Source organism: Salmonella sp. SAL00672 (assembly GCF_046552175.1).
GTDB classification, from domain to species: Bacteria; Pseudomonadota; Gammaproteobacteria; order Enterobacterales; family Enterobacteriaceae; genus Salmonella; species Salmonella enterica.
This window is the reverse complement of the sequence record NZ_JBGDUQ010000007.1, coordinates 16379-40084: the sequence shown is the minus strand read 5'-3', so window position 1 is coordinate 40084 and position 23706 is coordinate 16379. Positions and strand designations below refer to the sequence as shown.

Here is a 23706-nt window from a genome sequence, read left to right as displayed (position 1 = left end):
GAAAAACAATGAGTTAAGTGTCACCTTTTAGCGACACTGTATTTAGGGTGATGTCGGCATTTCGCGACACCACCCAAATACGGGACGGCGACGAATGGAACTACCCAAGCTGCTTACGCGCATTACGGAAGATACGCATCCACGGGCTATCCTCGCCCCAGCTTTCCGGGTGCCAGGAGTTGGCGACGGTGCGGAATACGCGTTCCGGATGCGGCATCATAATCGTCACCCGACCATTTTCGGTCGTCACCGCCGTGATGCCGTTCGGCGAACCGTTCGGGTTAGCCGGATAGGTTTCGGTCACCTTACCAAAGTTATCAACGTAGCGCAGGGCGACCAGGCCTTTGCTCTCAAGCGCGGCAAGATGCGCATCGTCCCGCACCTCAACGCGCCCTTCCCCATGGGAAACCGCAATCGGCATCTGTGAGCCTACCATTCCTTGCAGCAGCAGCGATGGGCTTTGCGTCACTTCTACCAGGCTGAAGCGGGCTTCGAAGCGGTCAGAATGGTTACGTACAAAACGCGGCCACAGTTCGCTGCCCGGGATCAGCTCGCGCAGATTCGACATCATCTGGCAACCGTTGCACACGCCCAGCGCCAGCGTCTGCGGACGATGGAAGAAGGTTTCGAATTCGTCGCGCACCCGATGGTTAAACAGAATGGATTTCGCCCAGCCTTCGCCCGCCCCCAGCACGTCGCCGTAGGAAAAGCCGCCGCAAGCCACCAGCGCATGGAAGTTACCCAGACCGATACGACCGCCCAGCAGGTCGCTCATATGGACGTCAATCGCGTCAAAGCCCGCACGATGGAACGCCGCCGCCATCTCCACGTGAGAGTTCACCCCCTGCTCGCGCAGTACAGCGACTTTCGGTCGTGCGCCTGTCGCAATGTACGGCGCGGCGATATCTTCATTAATATCAAACGACAGCTTCACGTTGAGGCCCGGATCGGCATCATTCGCTTTCGCCTCGTGTTCCTGGTCAGCACATTGCGGATTGTCGCGCAGACGCTGCATCTGCCAGGTGGTTTCCGCCCACCAGACACGCAGCGTAGTGCGGCTTTCGCTGAATACCGTCTGGTCATTAGCGGTAATCACAAAGCGATCGCCAGCCAGAGCCTGACCAAGGTAGTGGACGCAGTCAGCAAGGCCGTACTGCGCCAACAGCGCTTCGACCGCGTCTCTGTCTTCAGCGCGTACCTGAATCACGCCGCCCAGCTCCTCGTTGAACAGTGCGGCCAGATGGTCATCGCCCAGCGCGGCGATATCGACCTGCACGCCGCAGTGGCCGGCAAAGGCCATCTCGGCCAGCGTCACCAGCAGACCGCCGTCGGAACGGTCGTGCCAGGCCAGTAATTTACGCGCAGCGACCAGCGCCTGCATGGCGTCATAGAAGCCTTTCAGTTGCGCGACGTCACGCACGTCCGCGGGTTTGTCGCCAAGCTGACGATAGACCTGCGCCAGCGCCGTTGCGCCCAGCGCGTTGTGGCCCTTGCCAAGATCGATCAGCAGCAAGGCGTTATCTTCCGTTGACAGCTGCGGCGTAAGGGTGTGACGCACGTCTTCCACGTGGGCAAACGCGGAAATCACCAGCGACAGCGGCGAGGTCATTTCGCGCTGTTCGTTGCCTTCCTGCCAGCGGGTTTTCATCGACATCGAATCTTTGCCCACCGGAATCGTCAGGCCAAGCTGCGGACAGAGTTCCTCTCCCACCGCTTTAACCGCGTCATACAAACCGGCATCTTCGCCAGGATGACCGGCTGCCGCCATCCAGTTAGCGGAAAGCTTAATGCGCTTGATATCGCCAATCTGCGTCGCGGCAATGTTAGTCAACGCTTCACCGACGGCCAGACGGGCGGAGGCGGCAAAGTCCAGCAGCGCCACCGGCGCGCGCTCGCCAATCGACATCGCTTCGCCGTAGTAGCTGTCGAGGCTGGCGGTAGTGACCGCGCAGTCAGCCACCGGAACCTGCCACGGGCCAACCATCTGGTCACGCGCCACCATACCGGTGACGGTACGGTCGCCAATAGTGACAAGGAAGGTTTTTTCCGCCACGGTCGGCAGATGCAGAACACGATTTACCGCGTCGGCAATCGTGATATCCGCGCGGTTCAGCGCATCGCCTTTCGCCTTCAATGTTTGCACATCGCGGGTCATTTTCGGCGTTTTTCCCAGCAGGACATCCAGCGGTAGATCGATCGGCTGATTGTCGAAATGGTTATCATGCAACGAGAGATGCTGTTCTTCGGTAGCGTCGCCAATGACCGCATACGGCGCGCGTTCGCGCTTACACAGTTCGTCGAACAGCGGCAACTGGTCAGCCGCGACCGCCAGCACATAGCGCTCCTGGGATTCGTTACACCAGATTTCCAGCGGGCTCATGCCTGGCTCGTCGCTAAGAATGTCGCGCAGTTCGAACTTCCCGCCGCGCCCACCGTCGCTCACCAGCTCCGGCATGGCGTTGGAGAGACCGCCCGCGCCCACATCATGGATAAACAAGATTGGGTTGGCGTCGCCCAACTGCCAGCAGCGGTCGATCACTTCCTGGCAGCGGCGTTCCATTTCCGGGTTATCGCGCTGAACAGAGGCAAAATCGAGATCCGCATCAGACTGGCCGGAAGCCATTGAAGAAGCCGCCCCGCCGCCGAGGCCGATATTCATCGCCGGGCCGCCAAGGACGATCAGCTTCGCGCCGACGACGATCTCGCCTTTCTGCACGTGATCGGCGCGGATATTACCGATCCCGCCCGCCAGCATGATCGGCTTGTGATAGCCACGCAGCTCTTCGCCATTGTGGCTGTTCACTTTCTCTTCATAAGTACGGAAGTAACCGGTCAGCGCCGGGCGACCAAATTCGTTGTTAAACGCCGCGCCGCCCAGCGGACCTTCGGTCATGATATCCAGCGCGGTGACAATACGTTCCGGCTTGCCAAAATCCTCTTCCCACGGCTGTTCAAAGCCCGGAATACGCAGGTTGGAAACGGAGAAGCCCACCAACCCGGCTTTTGGTTTCGCGCCACGCCCGGTGGCGCCTTCATCACGAATTTCGCCGCCGGAACCGGTCGCCGCCCCCGGCCACGGAGAGATGGCGGTTGGGTGGTTATGCGTTTCGACCTTCATCAGAATGTGCGCGGGCTCCTGATGAAAATCGTAACGGCCGGTATTGTGGTCGGCGAAGTAGCGCCCCACCGCAGATCCTTCCATCACCGCGGCATTGTCTTTATAGGCAGAGAGCACATAGTCCGGCGTGGTTTCGAAGGTGTTTTTAATCATTTTAAACAGCGACTTCGGCTGCGGTTTACCGTCGATAATCCAGTCGGCATTAAAAATCTTGTGGCGGCAGTGCTCGGAGTTCGCCTGGGCGAACATGTACAATTCGATATCGTTCGGGTTGCGTCCCAGTTTGGTAAACGCCTCCTGCAAATAGTCGATTTCATCTTCCGCCAGCGCCAGACCAAGACGCAGGTTGGCGTCAATTAACGCCTGACGGCCTTCTCCCAGCAGATCGACACTGGAAACCGGCGCAGGCTGATGGTGGATAAACAGTTTTTCCGCATCGGTTAAAGAAGAGAACACCGTCTCCATCATACGGTCGTGCAGCTCTGCGGCCACTTGTCGCCACTGTTCCGCCGTCAACGTCGAAGCCTCGATATAGTACGCTACGCCGCGCTCCAGACGGTCAATCTGTTGCAGGCCGCAGTTGTGGGCGATATCCGTTGCTTTTGAAGACCAGGGGGAGATGGTACCAGGACGCGGTGTGACCAACAGGAGTTTACCCGCCGGCGTATGGCTGCTAAGCACCGGGCCGTATTGCAGCAGACGGGTAAGCTGCGCCTGCTCGCTATCATTTAACGGGGCGTTCAGGTCAGCAAAATGGACATACTCAGCGTATATATTGTGGACCTGGAGGTTGGCAGCCTGAAAGCGCGCCAGCAGTTTATTGATACGGAATGCAGACAGTGCAGGCGAACCACGCAGAATTTCCATCATAAGTCTCTCGTCTTCTAAGCTTCGGTGTGCGCAAGGGGGGAAACGGCCGTCATTATAAAGAATCTGACGCGCCGACGAAACCGTTTGCGTAGAAATAAAATCACCGCTTTTTCTTGTCATACGGTGCGGCTATCGTTGCGAATAAGTTGCCAACTGGCGCATTGTTACGCAAAATGCCGCTCATTAATGACTTATCTATTGCAGCAAAACATCATTTTCAGCCCGAGGCAACGCACGATCCAGAGAATTAACTAATTGAAAAAATTAAAGATTAATTATCTGTTCATCGGCATATTGACGCTGCTGCTGGCAGCAGCCCTTTGGCCCTCAATCCCCTGGTTCGGTAAAACCGAAAACCATATCGCCGCGATTCAAGCCCGGGGGGTACTGCGCGTCAGTACGATCGACTCGCCATTAACCTATTCCGTTATCAACGGTAAAAAATATGGTCTGGACTATGAACTGGCGCAGCAGTTCGCCAACTATCTCGGCGTGAAGCTGAAAGTGACGGTGCGCCAGAATATCAGCCAGTTGTTTGACGATCTGGATAACGGCAATGCCGACCTGCTCGCGGCAGGGCTGGTCTACGACAGCGCACGCGTTAAAAACTATCAGCCCGGCCCCATGTATTATTCAGTTTCGCAACAGCTCGTCTACCGGGTCGGCCAATATCGCCCACGTTCGCTGGCGACCGTTAACGAGAATCAGCTTACCATTGCGCCAGGGCACGTCGTGGTCAATGATTTACAGCGTTTAAAAGAGACAAAGTTTCCCGACCTGAGCTGGAAAGTGGATGATAAAAAAGGCTCGACGACGCTGCTGGAAGAGGTCATCAGCGGCAAACTGGATTACACCATTGCCGATTCAGTGGCGATCAGTCTGTTTCAGCGCGTTCATCCCGAGCTGGCCGTGGCGCTGGATGTCACGGATGAACAGCCCGTGACCTGGTTTAGCCGACTGGACGACGATAATACGCTCTCCGCCGCGCTGCTCGATTTTTTCAATTCGATCAATGAAGACGGTTCTCTGGCGCGGATCGAAGAGAAATATCTGGGACATGGCGATGATTTCGACTACGTTGATACCCGCTCTTTCCTGCGAGCGGTAGATAACGTCCTGCCGGAGCTGGAACCGTTATTTAAAAAATATGCCAAAGAGATAGACTGGCACCTGCTGGCGGCGATTTCTTATCAGGAATCACACTGGGACCCGCTGGCGACCTCGCCAACCGGCGTGCGCGGCCTGATGATGCTGACTAAAAATACCGCCCAAAGTCTGGGGCTGACCGACCGTACCGATGCGGAGCAAAGCATCAGCGGCGGCGCTCGCTATCTTGAAGATATGATGGCTAAAGTTCCCGAAACCGTTCCGGAAGACGAGCGTATCTGGTTTGCTTTAGCCGCCTACAATATGGGTTATGCGCACATGCTCGATGCCAGATCGCTGACGGTAAAAACTAAAGGCAATCCGGATAGCTGGACCGATGTGAAGCAGCGTTTGCCGCTATTAAGCCAAAAACCGTATTACAGTAAGCTAACCTACGGTTACGCGCGTGGACATGAGGCTTATGCTTATGTGGAAAATATCCGTAAATACCAGATAAGCTTGGTGGGGTATTTGCAGGAAAAAGAAAAGCAGGAAGCGGAAGCCATGAAACTGGCGCAGGATTACCCGGCGGTGTCGCCGGAGGAGCTGAATAAAGCGCCCTTCCCCCTCCTGTCGTTTTTATCGCAGTCATCAGGCTACCTGACGCATTCGCCGTCTTTACTGTTTACGCCGCAGAAGAAAGAAGAAAAATAGCGCGGTGGTCTTATCGGATGGCGACGCGTAACCTCTTATCCGGCATTGCGCTATACTGTCGGCCCCGCGCCTTCCGCACGGTCGGCTTTCTTCAGGGCTTTAATTTCCTGACGACGCATACGGAAAAAATCACTGAGCAGCGTCGCACATTCATCGCGCAGCACCCCTTCAATAATGTCGACCCGGTGATTCATTCCCGGATGGTGCAGCACATCAATTAGCGATCCGGCCGCGCCGGTTTTTGCATCGCGCGCGCCAAAGACAACGCGTCCAATGCGGCTATGCACCATAGCGCCTGCGCACATCACACAGGGTTCCAGTGTGACATACAGCGTGGTATCCAGTAACCGGTAATTCTGCAATACCAGACCTCCCTGACGCAGCGCCATTATTTCAGCGTGCGCAGTAGGATCGTGGCGGCCAATGGGTCGGTTCCAGCCTTCGCCAATGACGCGATGGTTATGCACCAATACCGCGCCAACCGGAACCTCGCGTTCGTCCCAGGCGCGTTTCGCCAGCGTCAGCGCGTGGCGCATCCAGTATTCGTGATCTAATTCGACATCAGACAAAGAGGTAACTCCGGTAATGAAAGCGGGCGGCATTATACACAGACGCTATGCGTTTCACTATTCGAGCTGCTGCAACTCGCCGTGCGGCGTCACCCGCCAGCGATGCTGGCAAAAATAAAGCAGCGGGTTATCCTGTTTGCTGTCGCTGTAGCCGCTATAAAGACGCAGCGGCGTACCGATTTTACGTTCCAGTTGCGCGACTTTTTCATGGCCCAGACAGCGCACGGTTAATACCCAGCCGCCATACCGTCGCGCCATCTGGCTGGCGATGAGGTTAACGCGCGGCAGCCACGGCGTATCAAAATAGACTTGCTCTACCAATGATTGCGGAGAACCGGTAATAAGCCAGATATCCGCGTCAGAGCTCAATAGATAGGTGGTCAGACGCTCCTGTACTACCGGAAACGCCGTGACGTTAGCGCGAAACCAACGGACAAAATCCGCCTGATGCGCCTGCAAACGCGTTTCGCTATGGCCAAAAGTACAGCCCCACAATAACAGACTCATCGGCCAGCGGGCCGCACGCCCTTTTACCAGTAAACCGATACCGATAATGGGCAACAGCGGCAGTACGAGCAGCGCATTTAGCGGCTGACGGCGCAGCAAATAACGCAGAAAACTGCCGAACATATCCTGTTGATGTAACGTTCCATCCAAATCAAAAAAGACGACACGACGCTCGTGGCTGACCAAACCTTACTCCTCTGGATCATTGAACCCCAGCAGCCAGGTAAAAATAAACCCGGCAATTACCGCTATTAAATAGCCTAACAGATAGAACAGGACTTTTCCGGCAACAATTGTTAATGCCAGCGGCAAACCGGAAATACCAAAGGTAATTACCGTCGCCACTTTCCAGTAGCTGATCAACGCCCCGCCTACCGCGCCGCCGAGGCAAGCGCCAATAAATGGCTTACCCAATGGCAGCGTGACGCCAAAAATCAGCGGCTCGCCAATCCCCAGCAGTCCGACCGGAAGCGCGCCTTTAATCACCTTTTTGAGCCGCGCATTGCGGGTTTTCATCAGTACGGCAATGGCCGCGCCTATCTGACCAACGCCCGCCATCGCCAGGATGGGAAACAGCGCGTTATAGCCGTGCGCTTGCACCAGCTCCACATGAATAGGCACCAGCCCCTGATGCAGCCCGGTCAGTACCAACGGCAGGAAGGTTCCGGCTAACACCGCGCCCACCAGAAAACCGCCGCGATCGATAGCCCAGGACGCGCCGTGAGCGATAGCGTCTGAAATCCAGCCGCCAAGCGGTTGCAGAGCGACAATCGCTACCGCGCCGGTGATAACAGTCGTCAATAAAGGGTTAAGAATTAACTCCAGCGACCCCGGCAGCAGCTTACGGAACTGGCGCTCAATCCAGCACATTAACGCCACCACCAGCAGGACGGCGATAACGCCGCCCCGTCCCGGCTGAAGCGCCTCGCCAAAGAGCGTAATCTGCGCCAGTTGCGGGCTGGAAAGGATCCCCGCCATCACGCCGCCTAACGCCTGCGATCCGCCAAAGACTTTCGCGGTATTGACGCCAACAAGAATGTTCATGATAGCGAATACCGCGCTACCAAATATCCCCATCAGGCCCAGCAGGTTAGGATAGTGGACGGCAACATCGCCGACGATATCCGGACGTTTAAGAATGTTGATAATGCCGGTAATCAAGCCGGATGCGATAAAGGCGGGGATAAGCGGTATAAAAACATTCGCCAGCTTACGCAACGCATCGCTCATCGGCGCTTTATACTTCGCTTTCGCCTCGGATTTGGTACGCGCCATAGCATCGTCCGGCTTTACACCACCTGCGGCAATCTGCACGCGCATCGCATCAACCACCTGCGCAGCCTTCCCCGGCCCAACGATCAGCTGATGTTGCTCCCCTTGCTTTACGTATCCACTGACGCCAGGCAACGCTTTTAAGCGCGGAATATCCAGTTGGCTGTCGTCCTGTACCTCCACCCTGACTCGCGTCATACAGTTTTCCAGGCGCAGAATATTTTGCTCTCCGCCGATACCACGTAAAATGTCGCTGGCGAGCGCTGCCGTCTTATCCATACACACCTCTTTAGTGTTCTAACGCCGCCCTTAAAAAGCCCTGATGAGCGGCGAGTTTTTCCCTGGCGGCTGCAGCATCCAGCCCCGTAAGCGCCATCAAAATGGCGGGCTTAACCTCAAAATCGGTCTGTTTCAGCAACGCTTCTGCTTCTTCACGACCTATCCCGGTCGCTTCAACGACCATCCGACACGCGCGATCGACCAGTTTGACGTTGGTGGCTTTCATATCCACCATCAGGTTTTGATAGACCTTGCCGAACTTCACCATCGCGCCGGTAGAAATCATATTGAGCACCATTTTCTGTGCGGTGCCGGATTTCAGCCGCGTGGAGCCGGTAAGCGCTTCCGGCCCGACAACGGGCGAAATAGCGATATTAGCCTCCCGCGCAATAGGCGAATCTGGATTACAGGAGACGGCAACAGTGGTACAACCGGACTGTCGCGCATAGCGCAGGCCACCAATCACATAGGGTGTACGACCCGACGCCGCGAGCCCCACGACCAGATCCTGTTCTTGCAGATTTAGCGCGACAAGATCGTCTTCGCCTGCCTGTTGGCTGTCTTCCGCGCCTTCGACCGCTTTCAGCAACGCGCCCGGCCCACCGGCAATCAGCCCGACGACCAGACCGTGCGGAACGCCAAACGTCGGGGGGCATTCTGAGGCATCCAGTACGCCAAGCCGACCACTGGTGCCCGCGCCCATATAGATGATACGTCCGCCAGACCTCAGCGCCGCCGCAGCGGCATCCACCGCACGCGCAACGTCAGGCAGAGTGGCTTTTACCGCTTCCGCTACCCGCGTATCCTGTTCATTAAAACGCTTAACTAATTCAGGAGTAGGCAACGCATCCAGATCCATCGTTTGCGGGTTACGGGTTTCAGACACTAAGGTACCAAGATTCATTTTTGTCCCTCTGGAATTTTTAATTCATAATAAGCGTCCATGATGGAATAGAATATTCCCCCAGGCGAGTGAAATTTCGTTTTGTCGTCGCCATCACGTTTCGCAGGAGCTGCTCATGAACTGTTTGATTCGTATTCGCCAGCGTTATCCGGATCTCGCGCAAAGCGACAGGAAACTGGCGGATTATCTGCTCGCGCAACCGGATACGGCGCGGCATCTGAGCTCGCAGCAACTGGCGGCCGAAGCGGGCGTCAGCCAATCCAGCGTAGTCAAGTTCGCGCAAAAACTGGGGTTTAAAGGGTTTCCGGCGTTGAAACTGGCTATCAGCGAAGCGTTGGCCAGCAATCCTAATCCGCATTCCGTTCCCGTTCATAACCAGATTCGCGGCGACGATCCGATGCGCCTGGTCGGGGAAAAATTAATTAAAGAGAATGTGGCGGCAATGCACGCCACGCTGGACGTTAACAGTGAAGAAAAGCTGTTAGAAAGCGTCACGATGCTGCGCCACGCCCGACGTATTGTGATCACCGGGATTGGCGCCTCTGGGCTGGTGGCGCAAAATTTTGCCTGGAAGCTACTGAAGATTGGCATTAACGCGGTGGTTGAGCGCGATATGCACGCCCTGCTGGCGACGGTGCAGGCGCTGGCGCCGGAGGATCTGCTGCTGGCGATCTCTTATTCCGGGGAGCGGCGCGAGCTGAACCTGGCGGCGGACGAAACATTACGCGCAGGCGCGAAGATCCTGGCCATTACCGGTTTTTCTCCCAACGCCTTGCAGCAGCGCGCCACCCGCTGTCTGTATACGATTGCTGAAGAGCAGGCGACGCGCAGCGCCGCTATCTCCTCGACACATGCGCAAATGATGTTGACCGACTTACTGTTTATGGCGCTGGTACAACAGGATTTAGAGCGGGCGCCGGAGCGTATTCGCCATAGCGAGGCGCTGGTAAAAAAACTGGTTTGAAATGGCTCTTCCGCCTCATGCAGAAGAGCCATCAAGTTTATTGCGCTTCTTTAGCGTGAATCAATTGCGTCAGGAGTGTGTTAACCGGTACGGCAATATTGTTCTGAGCGCCGATTCGCGCAATCGCACCATTTAAATAGTCGATTTCAGTCAGTCGGCCTTTATGTAAATCCTGATGCATAGAAGGATAGTGGTGGCCGCTCTCACGCGGATCGAACACTTTCTTCACCGTATTCATCACCATTTGCTCAGTCAACGGAATATTCTGGCTGGCAGCAACTAACACAAACTCATCAACTACCGCTTGCGCTAAATCTAAAGCACCAGGCCGCTGACCAAATCCGCCGACATTACAATCCAGTAGCGCGCAATAGGTGTTCATTACGCTATTAAAGGCTGCTTTCTTCCAGATCGATAATAATACGTCAGGGCTTATTTCAGCATTCAATCCAGCGCTATTAAGGGTGGCAATGACCTTAGCCTCTTGAGCCGAATCCTGGCTGGCAATCGGCTGCAGTTCAATCGTTCCGGTACCGGTGGCCATAATATGCCCAGCCCCCTCCAGTTCGCTGGACCATAACGTCACACCCGCATAGATTTTCTGCCGATCGACATATTTCTCCAGCGTTTCGATATTTCCCAAGCCGTTAGATAAAATCATCACGACCTTCGCGGCTGGCAGTAATGGCTTGATACGCTGTAACATGCTTTCCAGCTGCATTGCTTTGGTAAACAGAATAACCAGCTCAAACTCCCCCTGGGATTCATCAGCCAACATAGCAGGGATGGGGTAATACTTCTGAGTCGTTTCCGTTTCGACAAACAACCCCTTGCTACGAATAGCGTCGACATGCTCCTGCCAGCTATCGATAAGCGTCACGTCGTGCCCGGCCTCCAGCAGCATATAGCCAAAACGACATCCCATAGCGCCTGCACCTGCGATTGCAATTTTCATTTTTATTTCCTTATTATCTGATTAATGAATTTTGGCTAAAACCGTTGCGACATATTTCTTCGTTATCAGGGTCAACACGACTCCAATAAGCAATAGCACCGTTGTCAAAATAAATACTGTATTGTAGCTTCCGGTATACTTTGCAATAGCGGACGTGACGTAAGGAGCAATAACCGCACCGACGGCAAAACCAAAATACATAAAGCCGTAGTTTAGTCCCTGGTTGCGCATGCCAAAATTCTGGCTGGTCAAGCCAGGGAAGATAACTAATATACCGGCATAAGCAAAGCCCACGCCCAGAGCGCTGAAATAAAATACCGAAGTATTGCCATTGAAGAAAAATAACAGCAGCATACACAAGCAGGTAAAGAGGTAAACAATAACCAGCGTATTATAGCCGCCTAATTTATCGGTTAACCCTCCCCAGAACAGACGACCAATTGAGTTAAATATCGAGACCAGGCTAACGACTAATGCACCGGACAGTAAACCGTACTGCGTCATACCAATTTGCGCAGAGCTTGAGCTAATTACCATCCCAGAGAACACGCCCAGCGCCAGAATCATAAACAGCAGCCAGAAGCGCAAATCTTTCAGCATGTGCCGATAGTCTTTATCCAGTGGCGACGCTTTAATTCCTCCGCTATCTTTTGCTGGCGCGCTACGAATAAAGAACTGGACGATAAAAATAACCACCAGATAAACAATACCCAGATATAACAACGCCCGACTAACATCGTGAGTTTGCGCCATAAAATATTCGGCCAGGCGGGTGCAAAGTAGCGTTCCGACGCCAACACCCGCCAGTACGATACCGCTGGCAAGACCGCGACGGTCAGGGAAAAATTTCAGAATATTATTAAGATTACCCGTAAAAGCCAGGCCCGATCCCAACCCGGCAATGACGCCGTAGGTTAAAAACAGCATGGGCAAATTATCCACAAACCCGGACAAGATAAAACCTAAAGAAAACAGGATACCACCGATAACTATCGCCTGCTTTCCTTTACCATTGTCGATCATTCTCCCGCCCCAAATCATCGGTAAAGGAATGATCCCCATGTTGATAGAGAATGCTAACGCCAGCGTAGCCGGATCCCAGTGATATTGCGCCATGAGTGGTGTTTTGAAATAGCTAAATGCGTAGACGCCCCCGAGCACAAAATTGATGCACACGTGAGCGGCAAGCATTCCCCAGCGGTTGATTGATGCCGACATAATTTTCCCTTTTTAAAATGCACTGATCACAGTTTAAAAAAAGCAAAATAGGCAAACAATTTGGTATTTTTTATAATCGTTATAACAAAACCCAATCGATTGGCATTAAATTTTAATGAATATCAAACAACTACATTCCTTCCTGATATTGTGTGATGAATTACATTATGGTCGGGCAGCCAGTCGCCTGTTTATCACTCAGCCATCATTAAGTCAGCAAATCAAACAACTTGAGTCATCACTTAAAACAATATTATTTAAGCGAAAAGGTAGAGGAATTAAATTAACAAAAGCAGGCATTATTTTGCAACGACACGCTAACAAAATAATGCTGGATTTAAAAAATGCAGAAAATGAACTTCTTCCCTATCAGGATCAACAGCGCGATACTATTTCAATCGGGGTGTCAGGCAGCTACCTGGTTCTGCCCGCTTTTCGCAGCTTTATGGCGCACCATCCGGAAATATCTTTAAATGTTAAAGAGTTCTCAACTGAGCAAACCATTAAAAAGCTGACGGATAGCGTCGTTGATATTGGCATTGTTTATCGAACAGCGCTCCCTGCCCAGCTAAGCTCGACCATGCTGTTTGAAGATGAAATTATCGCTGCAATCCCACTTTCTCATCCTCTGGCGACACGCGAACGTCTGCATTTAAAAGATTTAAACGACCAGCCCATTATCGTGCTTAATGACTCTCTGCTATTAAGAGGGATCATCACCACAGAATTTAATAACCGCAAAGTCGTCCCTAACGTCATCTGCGAACTGGATAACCACTACTCATGCCTTGAGTATGCCGAAGCGCAGATTGGCATCGCATTTATTACCCGCTCGCTAACCCATTTATCGACACCCAAAAATGTTCGCCTGGTTTCACTGGGCATCCCCGCATTCTTTATTCCTGTCATGCTGGTGCACAGTAATGACCTTTCACTGGATAACGCAACCATCTGCCTGCTCAAGCAGATCAAAAATTTTTACACGGTAGATAACAAATCAGCGCCAGAAAAGAGCTGGCCCGAGCAGAAAATAGGCGTATAATGCCCGCCCGATTTGTGTTGTTTCTGAGAATTTCCTGATGGCGCTGTTAATCACCAAAAAATGCATCAACTGCGATATGTGCGAGCCAGAGTGCCCGAATGAGGCGATATCCATGGGTGATAGCATTTATGAAATTAACAGCGACAAATGCACCGAGTGTGTAGGTCATTACGAAACGCCGACCTGTCAGAAAGTCTGCCCAATCCCCAATACGATTTTGCAGGATCCCGCCCATGTCGAAAGCGAAGAACAGTTGTGGGATAAGTTTGTTCTGATGCATCACGCAGATAAACTGTAAGCGGGTTAACGCATTTCCAACGCAACAATGTCTGATGGCGCTATGCTTATCAGGCCGACAATATATCGGCCTGTAGGTCAGATAACGTGTTTACGCCGCCATCCGGCAAATCTAACTTTCCAGAATGACCGTAGCGCAGGCGTAATGGCGTTCATCGGCCAACGTGACATGCATGTGCGCCACACCGAGTTTTTCCGCCAGAATTAACGCCTCGCCCCACAGCCGCAAACGTGGTTTTCCCAGCTCATCGTTAAACACTTCGAACTGATTGAACGCCAGACCGTTGCGGATGCCGGTGCCAAAAGCTTTCGCTGCCGCCTCTTTGACCGCAAAACGCTTGGCGAGAAAACGCACCGGCTGCTGATGCGTCTCCCAGATAGCCCACTCGTTGTCACTGAGCACACGCCTTGCCAGACGTTCGCCGGAACGGGAGATCACTGCCTCAATGCGGGCAATCTCTACAATATCCGTTCCCAGGCCGAGAATCGCCATTAGCCGCGCGCTTCCAGCATCAAACGTTTCATTTCAGCCACCGCCTCTTTCAGCCCCGTCATCACCGCCCGACCAATAATGGCATGACCGATATTGAGCTCGTGCATTTCCGGCAGTGCGGCAATAGCTTTGACGTTATGGTAGGTCAGACCATGACCCGCATTTACTTTTAGCCCCAGACGGGCCGCCAGGGTCGCGGCGCTGGCAATACGCGCCAGCTCTTTTGCCTGTTCCGCATCGGTTTCTGCGTTGGCGTAGCAGCCGGTATGGATTTCGATAAACGGCGCGCCGACTTCCGCCGCCGCGTTGATTTGCGCTTCATCGGCATCGATAAAGAGCGAAACCTGGATGCCAGCCGCCGCCAGGCGCGCACAGGCATCACGCATTTTATCGCGCTGTCCGGCCACATCCAGGCCGCCTTCGGTGGTGACTTCCTGGCGTTTTTCCGGTACCAGACAACAGAAATGCGGCCTGGTTTCTACGGCGATCGCCAGCATCTCTTCGGTCACCGCCATCTCCAGATTCATACGCGTATGCAGCGTCTGACGCAGAATGCGCACATCGCGATCGGTAATGTGGCGACGATCTTCGCGCAGGTGTACGGTAATGCCGTCCGCGCCTGCCTGTTCAGCAATAAACGCCGCCTGTACCGGATCCGGATAGTCGGTGCCGCGCGCATTACGTAACGTGGCAATGTGGTCAATATTGACGCCTAACAGTAATTCAGCCATGACAATCCTCGTTAATCTTTCTTCGTTTTTACTGTGCGTTTGGGCATAAATTGCCGGAACAGCTCCCGGCTTTTTAACGGTTTTCCCCCAAGATACGGCTTTAATGCCATACGGGTAAAGCGTTTAGCGGCACGCAGGGTATCTACATCCGGAAATTCCCGCGCCTCCAGCGCTTTCAGGTGCCGTCCGGTAAAGGTGTTGTTATCGATGACGACGCTGGCGAAAAAGCCTTTTTCTTCGCGGTAACGGTAGGTCATGGTGTCATCCACCCGTTCGCCGCTGCCTGCACAGTGGGTGAAATTGACGCCATACCCCAGATGACCCAGCAACGCCAGTTCGAAACGTCGCAACGCCGGTTCAGGCGAGCCGGTGGTTCCCGCCAGCGCCTGAATACAGTTCAGATAATCAAAAAAGAGTTCGGAGAAGCGCGTTTCATATTCCAGTACGCGAGAGAGGAGTTCGTTGATATACAGGCCGCTATAGAGCGTAATACCGCTTAACGGCAGCGCCAGAGAAACTGCCTCGGCGCTGCGCAGGGTTTTCACCTCGCCGCGTCCGCTGTAGCGTAACAATAACGGTGTAAAAGGCTGTAACGCGCCTTTCAAATTGGAACGTTTAGATCGCGCGCCTTTGGCGACAAGGCGCACGCGCCCCGATTCTTCCGTGAAGACGTCCAGCATCAGGCTGGTTTCGCTCCAGGGGCGACTGTGCAAGACAAATGCGCGCTGCCACCCTTCCACGCTGTGTTAACTCACAGATCGTCTACGTAACCGAGACTGCGCAGAGCGCGTTCGTCATCGGCCCAGCCGGATTTCACTTTCACCCACAATTCCAGGTGTACCGGCGCTTCGAACATCTCCTGCATGTCTTTACGCGCTTCAATACCAATGGTTTTGATTTTGGCGCCTTTGTTGCCAATCACCATCTTCTTCTGCCCTTCGCGCTCGACGAGGATCAGCCCGTTGATATCATAGCCGCCGCGTTCGTTGGTAACAAAACGTTCAATCTCAACGGTAACGGAATACGGCAGCTCGGCGCCGAGAAAACGCATCAGCTTTTCACGAATGATTTCAGACGCCATAAAGCGCTGAGAGCGATCGGTGATGTAATCTTCCGGGAAGTGATGAATCGCTTCCGGTAAATGTTTACGCACGATACCGGCAATGGTATCGACGTTCATACCCGTTTCAGCAGAGATGGGTACGATATCAAGAAAGTTCATCTGGCTTGCCAGGAACTGGAGGTGCGGCAGCAAATCGGCTTTTTCCTGCACGTTATCCACCTTGTTAACGGCGAGAATAACCGGCGCTTTGCCATCGCGCAGTTTGTTCAGGACCATTTCGTCGTCCGGCGTCCAACGGGTGCCTTCCACAACGAAAATCACCAGCTCAACGTCGCCAATCGAACTGCTCGCCGCCTTATTCATCAAACGGTTAATGGCGCGCTTTTCTTCCATATGCAGTCCCGGGGTATCGACATAAATTGCCTGATACGGGCCTTCGGTATGAATACCGACAATGCGGTGGCGCGTGGTCTGCGCTTTACGGGAAGTGATCGAAATCTTCTGCCCAAGCAGTTTGTTCAGCAAGGTGGATTTGCCAACGTTCGGACGTCCGACGATGGCAATAAATCCGCAGTAAGTTTTGTCAGTGCTCATTCCAACTCCAGTTTTTTCAGCGCCTGTTCGGCGGCAGCCTGCTCCGCCTTACGACGGCTGGAACCCGTGCCAACCACCGGTTCGCTCAGGCCGCTGACCTGGCAGTGGATAGTAAATTCCTGATCGTGCGCCTCGCCGCGTACCTGCACAACCAGGTAAGATGGCAGCGGCAGATGGCGACCCTGCAAATACTCCTGCAAGCGCGTTTTAGGATCTTTTTGTTTATCGCCCGGGCTTATCTCATCCAGACGGGTTTTATACCAGTTAAGGATTAACTGCTCGACGGTCTGGATATTGCTATCGAGAAATACTCCGCCGATTAACGCTTCCACGGTGTCCGCCAGAATGGACTCCCGACGAAATCCGCCGCTTTTTAATTCGCCCGGCCCTAAACGCAGGCACTCGCCTAAATCAAACTCACGGGCTAATTCCGCCAGCGTATTACCACGTACCAGCGTGGCGCGCATACGGCTCATATCTCCCTCATCCACCCGTGGAAAACGGTGATAAAGCGCGTTAGCGATAACGAAGCTCAGGATTGAATCGCCTAAAAATTCCAGGCGTTCGTTATGTTTACTGCTGGCGCTGCGGTGAGTTAATGCCTGCTGCAACAGCTCCTGATGATTAAAAGTGTAGCCCAGCTTCCGTTGAAGCCGATTAATTACGATGGGGTTCATGCGATACCAATAAATGAATGCGTCAACAATCCAGCACACGAAACAGACCTGATACACGTCATCTGTCCTGCCGCATCGCTGCAGCGGAAAGAAGGTTGTCTATAACCAACGCTGTTTCGTGTGCCGTGGCGACCAAACGGCGCCAACCTAAAACTTCGGGGGAATATTCTATACACAACGACAGGGGATGTCGTTAGTCTGAGGGAATTTATCCAGGAAATAATTCACGCTGCCGCTAAAAAGACGGCAGCGTGAACGATCATTTCGTCACAGTTAGTGAATACCGCCGATACGACTCAGGCGTACGCCTGTCGGCCACTCCCCTTCCTGCTTGTCAAAGCTCATCCAGATAGCGACCGCTTTACCGACCAGATTCGCTTCCGGAACAAATCCCCAGTAACGGCTATCCGCGCTGTTATCGCGGTTGTCGCCCATCATGAAATATTGTCCCGGTGGTACAACCCAGGTCGCCAGCGGTTGTCCTGGCTGTTGGTAATACATGCCCAACTGATCCTGGGCTATCGGCACCATCAGGATGCGGTGGGTTACATCGCCTAACGTCTCTTTACGTTCGGTCAGGCGAATGCCGTTTTCTTTTGTCTCGTTTAGCGGAACCTCAAAGAAACCGCTGGTCGCTTCTCCGCCGTTACGGCGGGCAAAGGTCTGTACAAAATCGCTCGGCTCAACGTTAGAGTAGGTAACCGGCAGCGCATTTTCGCACGCCTGACCGGAGCTACAGCCAGGCTGAATCGTCACCTCTTTCGCAACCGGATCATAAGTGATTTTATCGCCCGGCAAACCGACGGCGCGTTTGATGTAATCTAACTTAGGATCTTCCGGATATTTAAATACCACAATATCCCCGCGCTTTGGATGACCGGTCTCAATCAGGGTTTTCTGGTAGATCGGATCTTTAATGCCGTAGGCAAATTTTTCCACCAGAATAAAATCGCCGATAAGCAGTGTCGGCATCATTGAGCCTGACGGGATCTGAAAGGGTTCATAAAGAAATGAACGAACGATCAGAACGATCGCCAGAACCGGGAAAACCGACGCCCCGGTCTCCAGCCAGCCCGGCTTAGGCGCCACTTTATTGAGCGTAGCGTTATCCAGCGCATCTCCCGACGCCGTTTGCGCGGCAGCCTGGCGCGCCCGACGTTTTGGCGCGAAAACAAACTTATCAACGCACCATAAAATGCCCGTCACCAGTGTGGCTATCACCAGAATCAGGGCAAACATGTTCGCCATGCCAACTCCTTAGGGATTATTTATTGTCTTTACCGACATGCAGAATGGCGAGGAACGCTTCCTGAGGCAGCTCGACGTTACCGATCTGCTTCATGCGTTTCTTACCTTCTTTCTGTTTCTGCAGCAGTTTTTTCTTACGACTGATATCGCCGCCGTAGCACTTCGCCAGCACGTTTTTACGTAACTGTTTTACCGTCGAACGGGCAATAATATGCGTACCAATCGCCGCCTGAATCGCGATATCAAACTGCTGGCGTGGGATCAAATCTTTCATCTTCTCCACCAGCTCGCGACCACGGCTTTGCGAGTTATCACGGTGCGTGATCAGCGCCAGCGCATCGACACGCTCGTTGTTGATTAACACATCAACACGCACCATATCGGAAGCCTGGAAGCGCTTGAAGTTATAATCCAGAGACGCATAGCCGCGCGACGTTGATTTCAGACGGTCAAAGAAGTCGAGCACCACTTCCGCCATCGGGATTTCATAGGTCAACGCGACCTGGTTACCGTGATACACCATGTTAGTTTGTACGCCGCGTTTCTCAATACACAGCGTAATAACGTTACCTAAATAGGCTTGTGGTAACAGCATATGACACTCGGCGATAGGCTCGCGCAGTTCATAAATGTTATTCAACGGCGGCAGCTTGGAGGGGCTATCAACATAGATAGTCTCTTTCGCCGTTGTTTCTACTTCATACACCACGGTCGGCGCAGTGGTGATCAGATCCAGATCGTATTCGCGTTCCAGACGCTCCTGAATGATCTCCATGTGCAACAGGCCGAGGAAGCCGCAGCGGAAGCCAAAGCCCAGCGCCGAGGAGCTTTCCGGTTCATAAAACAGTGAGGCATCGTTCAGGCTCAGCTTGCCGAGCGCGTCGCGGAAACTTTCATAATCGTCGGAGCTGACCGGAAACAGACCTGCATAGACCTGCGGTTTCACCTTCTTAAAGCCTGGCAACGCTTTTTCCGCTGGGTTACGCGCTGAGGTTAAGGTATCGCCAACCGGCGCGCCGAGGATATCTTTAATGGCGCAGACCAGCCAGCCTACTTCGCCGCACTTCAGCTCGGTACGATCAACCTGTTTTGGCGTGAAGATCCCCAGGCGGTCAGCGTTGTAGGTCTGCCCGGTGCTCATCACTTTAATTTTGTCGCCTTTACGCATGGTGCCGTTTTTAATACGCACCAGCGATACCACGCCCAGGTAGTTATCGAACCAGGAGTCAATAATCAGCGCCTGCAGCGGGCCGTCCGGATCGCCTTGCGGCGGCGGGATATCGCGCACCAGGCGTTCCAGAACATCCGTCACGCCGACACCCGTTTTGGCGGAGCAGCGTACCGCGTCCGTCGCATCGATACCGACAATGTCTTCGATTTCTTCCGCCACACGCTCCGGATCGGCGGCCGGCAGGTCAATCTTGTTAAGCACCGGCACCACTTCAAGATCCATTTCCATCGCGGTGTAGCAGTTCGCCAACGTTTGCGCTTCTACGCCCTGGCCGGCATCCACCACCAGCAGCGCGCCCTCGCAGGCGGCTAACGAACGGGAAACTTCATAGGAAAAGTCAACGTGTCCCGGCGTGTCGATAAAGTTCAGTTGATAAGTTTCACCATCAGACGCTTTAAAATCCAGCGTCACACTCTGGGCTTTAATAGTAATACCGCGCTCACGCTCAAGATCCATCGAATCAAGTACCTGAGCTTCCATTTCACGGTCAGACAGGCCACCGCAGATCTGGATAATACGGTCAGACAGCGTCGATTTACCGTGGTCAATGTGAGCAATGATCGAAAAGTTACGTATGTTCTTCATAGAGATAAATTATTATGCCTTACGCCTGGTTGACCAGACTTTAGAGGTCGCTGTTCTGAGCTTAACGTCTGTTTTAACTGAAACGCCGCATTCTACACTACAACGCTAAGGCGAGGAAATGTTCATAGTGTAAGGAGAGCGGGAACTGGAAAACGCCTCGCTTTTTTCCTGTAAAACACCGCAACGCAGGAAAAGCGCATGTTTATCGGGACAACAACCCAACGCGGCAGGTGCACCGTTGGGCAAAACGTTTACTGGCGCGTTTCGATTGAGGTAGTTTCGACGCGGACAAGGTTCGGCGGGAGGGCAACGTTTAAAATCACCGGCTGCCAGGCGTCGCGCTCCGCCAGTTTTCGGGAATAACCGCGGGCAACCAGAAAACCGCCCACGCCGCCCAGCACGGCCCCGCTTAATGCGGCAAAGTCAGATCCAAACAGCATCTGAAAAAGCGCCGCACAAAGAAATAGCCCTGCTAAAGGCGACATATAGACCAGCAACGCCGAACCTAAAAGGCTTTTTTCGGCGATGCCCAACTCGACTTTCTGCCCCGGCGCCAGCGGCTCCGCGCTTGGCACAACAATGGTATGCGTGGTTTGCGGCCCTAATTTATTCAGCACGCGACTGCCGCATCCCGCACGGGAGGCGCAGCTGCTGCATGACGCTTTAACGTCGCAGCTCACCACCGCCTGACCATTCTGCCAGGAGACAACGGTTGCCCACTCTTTAATCATTGTACTGCCCTGAATTTGATACTGTCGGCAATGCGCTTCGCCGTTTGCGGCGGAAGCTCGCCGACAATGGTGATTTCCGCGTTGTCGCGAACGCTGCTATAAACCGTTCGGCGCCCGGTGCGCAGCATCTGATCGCTGCTGTTTTGCGTCGCCCGGTTCACATTGACGGAAAAGCTAAACAGACCGTCAGAATAAAGCCGCGATTCGATAGGCAGGTTATCCATCGTCGGCAACGGACGACGGCTGCTGGAAACTTCGCCAAAGCCTTGCGGCACCCAGGATGGACTCCAGTTAAATTTCGTTTTTTCGCCACCGGGAACAGAAAGCAGCGGCGGCAGATTCGCCTTCGCCAGCGCCTGCATGTTGCTGCCGATATCCTGACTCACCGTGAACGCAATAACGCGGAACTGCTCCAGCGTCTCGCCATCGCGATCCAGCAGATCAACGCGCATCGGCAGTTTGGTGTCCATGTCCATCCAGACGATATAGCTGTAACGCGTACCATCGCGCGCCACAACGCGGATAACTTCGCACAATCTGTCTGCGATACGGGTGCGTCCGACAGAAATAAAGTCGTAGTATGGCGCCAGGCGCTTGAAGTCGGTGTAAATCAGGGAAGGCAGAGAATCGACAATATAATCACCGTTCAGGGTGAACGGCTCAAGGCCCGGTTCAAAATAACTGATTTCATTACCACGCTGTACGACCTCCCGGCGGGGACCGTCCAACTGTAGCAATTGCGCAAGCGGGCGACCATCCAGGCGTGCGTGTCGATAACGCAGAGATTCAACGCCTTGTTTCGTGATGCTGACGAATGACAGCTCGTAATTCAGTGACTGACTGGCGATGTTCATCTGCTGCAATAACGCCCCGGACGCAGGGTCGGCCGAGGCGTTTGCTGAGAAGAACAAGCTAGCCGCCACAAGGGACATGGCAAACCAAAGTTGCTTCATTACTGCGATTGCGTTCCTAAAGTTTGGATTCCTGGCACCTGTACCGCGGCTTGCTGGGTTTGCGCCTGCTCAAACTGAAGCTGTTCGGAGTGCAGTCGGCGCTGCAGTTCATAGTCCTGCAACATGGCATTAATGCGACGACGCTGCTCCTGTACCTGCTGTTGCTGACTGCCGACAGGCGCTGCTTCAGAAGGCACTCCCAGACTTACCGGGCTGGCTTTCCCCATCATAGGCAGGGTATTGAAAACCGGCGTTTCAGGTTGTTGGGATGTTTCAGATTGCCCATTATAGTGCTGGACACCGACGATAACTGCAAGTGAAACGCACGCCGCCACGCCCATTTGGGTAAGCTGCGCCGCCCACGGACGCACTTTTTTCCAGAACGGCATTTTCTGCCATTGCTGCGGAGCGGGTTGGGCCTCAGGGATTAATGGCGACACCTGACGTACTGGCTCGTTTTCAATAGCGGCCATCACGCGAGCGGATATATCGAAATGGAGAACGTCAGGCGTATCCCCCCGCATTGAATCGCGGATCAGGTGATAACTCTCCCAGGTTTTCTGCATTTCCGGGTCGTGCGTAAGCGCTTTGAGCAGCTCACTATCCAACGTTTCGCCATCCATCAAAGCGGAAAGTTTTTCTTTCTGCATGCCTAATACCTTTTCCAGTATCCCGCTATCGTCAACGCCTGATAAGCGGTTGAACTTTATTATCAATAGCTTCCCGCGCCCGGAAGATACGTGAACGCACCGTCCCCACCGGACAATCCATGATAGCCGCTATCTCTTCATAGCTCAGGCCATCCAGCTCCCGTAAGGTGATTGCCATACGTAAATCTTCCGGGAGGGACTCAATAGTTCGGAAAACTATCTGTCTCAGTTCTTCTGACAACATTAAGTTCTCAGGGTTCGAAATTTCTTTCAGCGCGCCGCCGCTTTCAAAGTTTTCTGCTTCAATCGCGTCTACATCACTGGAAGGCGGACGACGCCCCTGCGCAACCAGGTAGTTCTTCGCGGTATTGACCGCAATACGATACAACCAGGTATAAAAAGCGCTATCCCCCCGGAAAGAATCCAGCGCGCGATAGGCCTTAATAAATGATTCCTGTACGACATCGGGAACGTCGCCCGATGGCACATAGCGGGAAACCAGACTCGCCACTTTATGCTGGTAGCGCACTACCAGTAAGTTAAAGGCTTTCTGATCTCCCTTCTGGACCCGTTCAACCAGGACCTGGTCCGTTAACTGCTCGCTCATCCGAGGTAATGTCTCCCCAAACCAAATTTCCACGCGCTTTCGAAACGCCACTCCATAAGCCGCACTATGAGCAAGCAACAGGTTAGAGTGTCTATGTTTCGTAAAGTTCCGTTACGCATTTGTTTTTGTTTGTCATGTTGTAGACAGGTCTTATCTTCCATTATAAGTCTACAGATGCTGAACAACGCACTATCTGTACAGAAATGCCCATTTCGTCGTTTGCAGAGTAACCTAACAGCATCTTTATTTCACTACAAAATCCGACGCTAACACCCTGCCCTATAAAATATTTTTTGCCGTTTATCTCTCGCCGTATTTTTATTTTATGTTTAATAAGCACAACACCAG

24 protein-coding genes are annotated in these 23706 nt (G+C 53.4%); 5 read left to right on the top strand and 19 right to left on the bottom strand.

What is annotated here, in order from left to right:
- Window positions 1–100 precede the first annotated feature (100 nt).
- Window positions 101–3988 (bottom strand): phosphoribosylformylglycinamidine synthase, encoded by a 3888-nt coding sequence (gene purL, locus ACLJTG_RS16840; protein WP_410959021.1) that lies wholly within the window; start codon window positions 3986–3988, stop codon window positions 101–103.
- 24 nt (window positions 3989–4012) lie between these two features.
- Here purL and ACLJTG_RS16835 point away from each other — a divergent pair, with 24 nt between their 5' ends.
- The gene (locus ACLJTG_RS16835; RefSeq protein WP_001669324.1) at window positions 4013–4243 is read left to right on the top strand and encodes a hypothetical protein; all 231 of its coding nucleotides are present in this window, start codon (window positions 4013–4015) and stop codon (window positions 4241–4243) included.
- Complete coding sequence (gene mltF, locus ACLJTG_RS16830) at window positions 4244–5788, top strand: membrane-bound lytic murein transglycosylase MltF (protein ID WP_023207143.1); 1545 nt, start codon at window positions 4244–4246, stop codon at window positions 5786–5788.
- Between the two features lie 50 nt (window positions 5789–5838).
- Here the strand turns inward: mltF and tadA are convergent, their stop codons facing one another.
- From tadA to murQ, 4 genes are read right to left on the bottom strand one after another with little or no spacing between them, the layout of a single operon-like run.
- A complete protein-coding gene (gene tadA / locus ACLJTG_RS16825; protein WP_001134564.1) occupies window positions 5839–6390 on the bottom strand; it encodes a tRNA adenosine(34) deaminase TadA in 552 nt (183 codons plus the stop codon).
- Window positions 6391–6414: 24 nt separating this feature from the next.
- Window positions 6415–7050: a phosphatidylglycerophosphatase C gene (yfhb, locus tag ACLJTG_RS16820; protein ID WP_000253558.1), complete on the bottom strand. Its 636-nt coding sequence runs from the start codon at window positions 7048–7050 to the stop codon at window positions 6415–6417.
- Between the two features lie 3 nt (window positions 7051–7053).
- Entirely contained in the window at window positions 7054–8415 is a 1362-nt protein-coding gene (locus tag ACLJTG_RS16815) for a PTS transporter subunit EIIC (RefSeq protein ID WP_000361660.1), read from the bottom strand.
- Window positions 8416–8425: 10 nt separating this feature from the next.
- On the bottom strand, window positions 8426–9319 hold the full coding sequence (murQ, locus tag ACLJTG_RS16810; RefSeq protein ID WP_198898338.1) for an N-acetylmuramic acid 6-phosphate etherase: 894 nt from the start codon (window positions 9317–9319) through the stop codon (window positions 8426–8428).
- 115 nt (window positions 9320–9434) lie between these two features.
- On the opposite strand from murQ, the gene ACLJTG_RS16805 reads away from it, so the two are divergent.
- Window positions 9435–10283, top strand: a complete 849-nt coding sequence (locus tag ACLJTG_RS16805; protein WP_000995694.1) for a MurR/RpiR family transcriptional regulator — start codon at window positions 9435–9437, stop codon at window positions 10281–10283.
- Between the two features lie 37 nt (window positions 10284–10320).
- Here the strand turns inward: ACLJTG_RS16805 and ACLJTG_RS16800 are convergent, their stop codons facing one another.
- Together ACLJTG_RS16800 and ACLJTG_RS16795 are read right to left on the bottom strand one after the other, a co-directional pair.
- Window positions 10321–11238: an oxidoreductase gene (locus ACLJTG_RS16800; RefSeq protein ID WP_023233488.1), complete on the bottom strand. Its 918-nt coding sequence runs from the start codon at window positions 11236–11238 to the stop codon at window positions 10321–10323.
- Window positions 11239–11259: 21 nt separating this feature from the next.
- Complete coding sequence (locus ACLJTG_RS16795) at window positions 11260–12456, bottom strand: OFA family MFS transporter (protein WP_001276364.1); 1197 nt, start codon at window positions 12454–12456, stop codon at window positions 11260–11262.
- A 115-nt stretch (window positions 12457–12571) separates the two neighbouring features.
- On the opposite strand from ACLJTG_RS16795, the gene ACLJTG_RS16790 reads away from it, so the two are divergent.
- Entirely contained in the window at window positions 12572–13498 is a 927-nt protein-coding gene (locus tag ACLJTG_RS16790; protein WP_023233486.1) for a LysR family transcriptional regulator, read from the top strand.
- Between the two features lie 37 nt (window positions 13499–13535).
- Window positions 13536–13796: a YfhL family 4Fe-4S dicluster ferredoxin gene (locus ACLJTG_RS16785; RefSeq protein ID WP_001196290.1), complete on the top strand. Its 261-nt coding sequence runs from the start codon at window positions 13536–13538 to the stop codon at window positions 13794–13796.
- A 111-nt stretch (window positions 13797–13907) separates the two neighbouring features.
- On the opposite strand, the gene acpS is transcribed toward ACLJTG_RS16785, so the two are convergent.
- From acpS to rseD, 12 genes are all read right to left on the bottom strand, one after another.
- Complete coding sequence (gene acpS, locus ACLJTG_RS16780; protein ID WP_000986042.1) at window positions 13908–14288, bottom strand: holo-ACP synthase; 381 nt, start codon at window positions 14286–14288, stop codon at window positions 13908–13910.
- Window positions 14288–15019 (bottom strand): pyridoxine 5'-phosphate synthase, encoded by a 732-nt coding sequence (gene pdxJ / locus ACLJTG_RS16775; RefSeq protein WP_000818964.1) that lies wholly within the window; start codon window positions 15017–15019, stop codon window positions 14288–14290. The genes acpS and pdxJ overlap by 1 nt, the downstream gene beginning before the upstream one ends.
- A gap of 11 nt (window positions 15020–15030) precedes the next feature.
- Window positions 15031–15759 carry a DNA repair protein RecO gene (recO, locus tag ACLJTG_RS16770; protein ID WP_000399380.1) on the bottom strand — a complete coding sequence of 243 codons (729 nt, stop codon included), beginning with the start codon at window positions 15757–15759 and terminating at the stop codon, window positions 15031–15033.
- A gap of 11 nt (window positions 15760–15770) precedes the next feature.
- Window positions 15771–16676, bottom strand: a complete 906-nt coding sequence (gene era, locus ACLJTG_RS16765) for a GTPase Era (protein ID WP_000102230.1) — start codon at window positions 16674–16676, stop codon at window positions 15771–15773.
- A complete protein-coding gene (gene rnc, locus ACLJTG_RS16760; protein WP_001068341.1) occupies window positions 16673–17353 on the bottom strand; it encodes a ribonuclease III in 681 nt (226 codons plus the stop codon). Before rnc ends, era begins: the two co-directional genes overlap by 4 nt.
- 273 nt (window positions 17354–17626) lie before the next feature.
- Entirely contained in the window at window positions 17627–18601 is a 975-nt protein-coding gene (gene lepB, locus ACLJTG_RS16755) for a signal peptidase I (protein ID WP_000002559.1), read from the bottom strand.
- A 16-nt stretch (window positions 18602–18617) separates the two neighbouring features.
- On the bottom strand, window positions 18618–20417 hold the full coding sequence (gene lepA, locus ACLJTG_RS16750) for a translation elongation factor 4 (protein WP_000790154.1): 1800 nt from the start codon (window positions 20415–20417) through the stop codon (window positions 18618–18620).
- 251 nt (window positions 20418–20668) lie between these two features.
- Window positions 20669–21148, bottom strand: coding sequence for a SoxR-reducing system protein RseC (gene rseC, locus ACLJTG_RS16745; protein ID WP_001525211.1), 480 nt, complete (start codon window positions 21146–21148; stop codon window positions 20669–20671).
- The gene (gene rseB / locus ACLJTG_RS16740; RefSeq protein WP_001625983.1) at window positions 21145–22101 is read right to left on the bottom strand and encodes a sigma-E factor regulatory protein RseB; all 957 of its coding nucleotides are present in this window, start codon (window positions 22099–22101) and stop codon (window positions 21145–21147) included. Before rseB ends, rseC begins: the two co-directional genes overlap by 4 nt.
- A complete protein-coding gene (gene rseA, locus ACLJTG_RS16735) occupies window positions 22101–22751 on the bottom strand; it encodes an anti-sigma-E factor RseA (RefSeq protein ID WP_001168374.1) in 651 nt (216 codons plus the stop codon). Before rseA ends, rseB begins: the two co-directional genes overlap by 1 nt.
- A 31-nt stretch (window positions 22752–22782) precedes the next feature.
- Window positions 22783–23358: an RNA polymerase sigma factor RpoE gene (gene rpoE / locus ACLJTG_RS16730; protein ID WP_000003307.1), complete on the bottom strand. Its 576-nt coding sequence runs from the start codon at window positions 23356–23358 to the stop codon at window positions 22783–22785.
- The gene (rseD, locus tag ACLJTG_RS16725) at window positions 23355–23519 is read right to left on the bottom strand and encodes a rpoE leader peptide RseD (protein WP_014344135.1); all 165 of its coding nucleotides are present in this window, start codon (window positions 23517–23519) and stop codon (window positions 23355–23357) included. The genes rpoE and rseD overlap by 4 nt, the downstream gene beginning before the upstream one ends.
- Window positions 23520–23706 lie beyond the last annotated feature (187 nt).